Source organism: Paenibacillus sp. OK060 (genome assembly GCF_900101205.1).
GTDB classification, from domain to species: domain Bacteria; phylum Bacillota; class Bacilli; order Paenibacillales; family Paenibacillaceae; genus Paenibacillus; species Paenibacillus marchantiae.
The window spans coordinates 1-5,467 of sequence record NZ_FNFR01000021.1 but is presented as its reverse complement, the minus strand read 5'-3'; the positions used below and the strand labels follow the sequence as shown (position 1 = coordinate 5,467).

Here is a 5,467-nt window from a genome sequence, read left to right as displayed (position 1 = left end):
GATTGGATAAATGCGCTCACGTAGTTCACGACATTTCGATGTGTGACTTCCACTCCCTTCGGTTTTCCTGTCGTTCCCGATGTGTAAATGACATAAGCTGCTTGTTCTGGGTCTTGCCCTGTCTCTTCAAGATGGAGCACTTGTTTGGACCAATCGATATCATCCAGGTATAAGCACGTAGATTCGCCCAACCCTGGTTTCATGGTTTTTCTTACCGTCACCACATACTGTGCATCGCTATCCTTCAACTGATATTGAAGTCGTTCTTCTGGGGTTTCTGGATCAAGAGGCACATAGGACGATCCGGCCTTCAATATCCCCAGTATTGAAACGGCTATTTCTACCGAGGGTTCAAGCAAAATTGCAACTTGATCTCCAGGTTTTACACCCCGATCCCGAAGTAGTGATGCCAGTATGTTAGCTCGATGTTGTAACTCTTGGTAGGTCAGTTGGTCGTCTCCACCACGAACGGCTACTTGAGTTGGTGATTGTTCAACTTGTACTTCAAACAGTTCATGAATGGTTTTATCTTGTGGATAAGCTGCTACAGTGTCATTAAAAGAATACAGTAACTGCTCTCGTTCATCCGGTGACAACATTTCAATTTCAGACAACCGTACATCTTCATTTTTTACAACAACATCCAAAATCGTAATCAAGTGCTTTGCTAAGTTTTCAATCGTTTTTTCACTGAATAATTTGCTCGCATACTCAATATGAAGTTTTAATCCTTCTCTTGCTTCTGAAACTAAAATTTTCATATCAAATTTGGAAACATTCAGTTCAGTGGGATAAAAAGAATAATGAACACCTTGTGGTTCAGTACTATTGGTCTCCATGTTTTGTACATTTAACAACACATCAAAAATTGGATTACGGCTAGGGTCTCTTGGTACATTTAGTTTTTCCACCAATGCCTCATAGGGATAGCTCTGATTATGAAATGCATTTAACGAATTTTTCTTTATTTCCATAAGAAAAGATTGAAACGTTTTACTTCGTTGCGGTTGGCTACGAATTGCTACCGTATTCACAAAAAGTCCTAAAATATTCTTCATTTCTAAATGTGTTCTGCCAGCTACCGGTGTCCCAATTACTATATCTTCTTGGCCCGTATATTTTGCAAGTAATACATTGAGTGCCGCTAAGATCACCATGTACTGCGTCGCACTATGTTTTGCAGCCAGTTCATTGATCCGTACAGAAAGTTCTGGTTCAATCTGTACCGAAACTGCAGATCCTTCAAAACTTTGAACTTGTGGACGTGGAAAATCGGTTGGTAGCTCGAGTATCGGTAGCTCATCCGAGAACTGTTCCAACCAATATGCCTCTTGAGCTTGGTATTCCTTACTTCCGGCTTCTTCATGTTGCCAAACAGCATAATCCTTGTACTGGATCTCTAACGCCGGTAGTTCTATCCCACTATATAATCGGTCGAACTCTTCGGCCAGTAAATTCATCGATATCCCGTCTGATATAATATGATGCATATCAATGAATAGCAACGACTTTCCAGTTGCCTCTGTCATGAAACCAATTCGTAAAAGTGGAGCACTCGCCAAATTAAATGGTCTAACGAATTCCCTAAGCATCGCATCTACTTGGTCCCCTACTAGGGTTTCAATGCTAAAGGGAACTTCCGAGTGGATCACTTGAACTGGCTCTCCCTTTTCGTAATTCAGAGATGTTCGGAAGGCCTCATGTCGCTGAATCAATTGGAGGAAGACCTCCTCCATTCGCAACATATCAATATTACCTTGAAGTTGCAGCACACTTGGCATGTTGTACGCAGCTTGAATCCCTTCCATCTCGTTAAGTATCATCATCCGTTTCTGGGCGAATGAGACGGGGTACCAGGCGGCTTCCATTGCTCGTGGAATTTGCACATATTCTGTTTTAGTTGATCCATCGATTGTAGCTGCAAGCTCCTCCAATATGGGTTTTTGAAATAGCTCCTGTAAAGACACCGCTACCCCAAGTTCTTTTCGGATAGCAGAAACCATTCTGATGGCTTTCAATGAATGGCCCCCCAAATCAAAAAAGCTAGCCGTTGCACTAATACCTTCAACGCCTAGAATTTCACTCCATATGTGTGCTAAAGTCTGTTCAGTTTCACTGGATGGAGATCTGTACGCTTCCTCTATTTGTAAATCCGGTTTTGGCAAAGCCTTTCGATCAATTTTTCCATTAGCAGTGAGCGGCAATCGATTTAGATATACAAAAAATGATGGTACCATATAGTTTGGAAGATGATTAGCTAAGTAATTTTTTATTTCCTGTGTATTCATCTCTTTTTGTGCAACTACGTAAGCACAAATTTTTAGTTCTCCGCAATGGCTTATTGTATGAATAGCAACTTCCAAAATGCCGTTTATCTTGCGTACCGTATTTGCTATTTCTCCTAACTCAATACGATAGCCTCGAATCTTAACTTGATCATCTACACGTCCTGCGTATTCGATATCTCCGTTTGGCATCCACTTAGCTAGATCACCTGTTTTGTACATTCTTCCCTGAGATAAAAATGGATTAGGTAGAAATCTCTCATTAGTTAATTCAGGAAGATTAAGATAACCTCTTGCTACACCTGCACCTGAAATATATAACTCCCCCAGAACTCCGATTGGTACTGGTTGTTGATACTGATTCAAAATATATAGTTGTGTATTATGAATGGGTTTACCAATGGGTATTGTCTGCAGACTCTGAGTTGAAGCACAATCATAATATGATACATCAACAGTTGCCTCAGTTGGACCATAAAGATTATGAAGAGTGGCAGTAAAGTCACCGTTACTACAATCATTAAACTTCTCAACTGTATAAACACTTAACGCTTCTCCACTTGTGAAAATATATTTTAGTGAAGATAATAAACCCTTAATTTTATGTGAATCTAAATATTCTAAAAATAAATTAAACATTGAAGGTACAAAATGAATAACAGATACTTTCTCCGATGACACTGTTTCTATAATTTTCATAGGGTCTTTCTCGGCATCAGGTGCTAAAAAACAAAGCGTGTTCCCATTAAAAAACCACATAAAAAGTTCCCATACAGAAACATCAAAAGTATACGGAGTTTTTTGCAAAATGATATCGTTTGAATGAAGAGGATATTTGTTCAACATCCAGTTAATACGATTTATAACAGATGAGTGCTCAATCATTACGCCTTTTGGTTTACCGGTAGATCCCGATGTATAGATAACATATGCCAGATTGTTGGGCTTGGAAGTTATTTGAGTATCTTTTACATTCTTTTCCTCATACTCTGTGTCCAAAAAGATAGTCTTCCCATTAAAGTTACCCTTTACTAAGGCGCCATTTTGAACTAATAATATCTCCGCTTTGCTATCTTCGAGCATATATTGGATTCTTTCCAAGGGGGCATAAGGATCAAGAGGAAGGTATGCTCCACCTGCCTTAAGGATAGCAAGAATACCAATTATCATTTCCATTGAACGCTCTGTCATTATTCCAACGACTTGATCTGGAAGTACAGACTCATTCCTTAAAACAGCTGCTAATTGATTTGCTTTCCGGTTCAGTTCAACATAAGTTAACTTTTCTCCTGAGCAAATTACTGCAATTTGGTCAGGAGTTTTCTTTACTTGCTCCTCAAAAAACCCATGAACTGTTTTTTCAAATGGGAAATCTACGTTGGTTTGATTGAAAGTGTAAAGTATTTTATTTTTCTCTCTATCCGTCAAAATTTCAATTGCACATAACTCGACTTGATCATTATCACTTACTTCTTCAAGAATTTTCAGAAAATGCTTTATTAAGCTATTGATCGTATTCTCTGTATATATTTTAGTAGCATAATCTACATGTACACTAATTCTTCGATCATTTTCTCCAATTTCAAACTTTAAATCAAATTTAGCATTAACCTTTTTTGAATCAATTATAGTGCCGTGCTTCCCGCTTTTTTGGGCTTTCGAAGATTCTATGTTTTGTACATTTAGCATCACATCAAATATCGGATTTCGGCTGGAGTCTCGACGCACATTTAACTTCTCCACCAATGCTTCATAAGGGTAATCTTGGTTATCAAATGCTGCTAGGGACTCCTCCTTTATTTCTTCAAGGAATTCTTGGAAGGTTTTACTTCCAACAGGCTGGTTTCTCATCGCCAATGAATTTACAAACATCCCCATAACACCGGATAGATCTGAGTGCGTCCGACCTGCCACAGATGTTCCAATGATAATATCTTCTTGCCCTGTATATTTTGAAAGCAATACATTCAGCGCAGCTAACATCACCATGTACTGTGTCGCACCATGTTTTACAGCCAGTTTATTAATCCGTCTAGACAGTTCAGAGTCAATCTGCATGGACACAGCAGCACCCTCGAAACTTTGTACCTGTGGACGTGGATAATCAGTAGGTAGTTCAAGTATCGGCAAGTCACCTGATAGCCGTTCCATCCAATAGGCTTCCTGAGCTTGATAATGCTCACTTCCCGCCTCATCTTGCTGCCACACGGCGTAATCCTTGTACTGGATTTTTAGCGCAGGTAATTTCTCCCCGTTATACAGGCGGTCGAACTCTTCCGCCAGCAGATTCATAGAAACTCCGTCTGAAATAATATGATGCATATCTATCAGTAACAACTGTTTTCCACTTGCTTCTTGCATGACACCGACACGGAGGAGTGGCGCAATAGCCAAGTTAAATGGTCTAACGAAGCCACTAAAAACTACTTCTAATTGATCACCTGTTAAGTATTCAATTTCAAAGTGAGCTTCTGGATGGATCGTTTGAACCGGTTCTCCTTCCTCATATCGGAATGTTGTTCGGAAAGCTTCATGTCGCTCAATTAATCCGCGGAATACTTCTCCCATTTTTACAACGTCAACATTCCCTTCCAATTGTAGCGCCATTGGCATGTTATACGTAGTATGAATGCCCTCCATTTCGTTGAGGATCATCATTCGTCTTTGTGCAAATGAAACCGGGTACCATGCCGCTTCCTTCGCTCGTGGAATCCGTACGAATTCTTTTTTCGCAGATCCATCAATGACAGTTGCAAGTTCCTTCAGTATTGGTTTCTGAAATAATTCCTGTAGGGAGATCTCCACTCCGAGTTCTTTTCGAATTGCAGACACCACACTGATTGCTTTTAGTGAATGGCCTCCCAAGTCAAAAAAGCTAGCCGTGGCACTGATTTTTTCAACGCCCAGAATTTCACTCCATATGCTCGCCAATGTTTGCTCAGTCTGGCTAGATGGTGCCTTGTATTCTTCCATTTGTAGCTCCGGTTGAGGTAGCGCCTTCCGATCAATCTTTCCATTTGCGGTAAGTGGTAGGCGGTCCAGATACACAAAAAATGACGGTACCATATAATTCGGAAGATGGTCCGCCAAATATTTCTTGATGTCTGTTCGCTCTGCATTGCCATGCGCGACTACATAAGCACAAAGATTTACTCCTGCATCTCCTTGATTCAACACTGTGA

At 40.1% G+C, this 5,467-nt stretch carries 1 protein-coding gene; it reads right to left on the bottom strand.

The genetic code is table 11. From position 1 onward, the window contains the following. On the bottom strand, positions 1-5,467 hold a 5,467-nt coding region (locus BLS14_RS32175; RefSeq protein ID WP_143021615.1), incomplete at both ends, for a non-ribosomal peptide synthetase.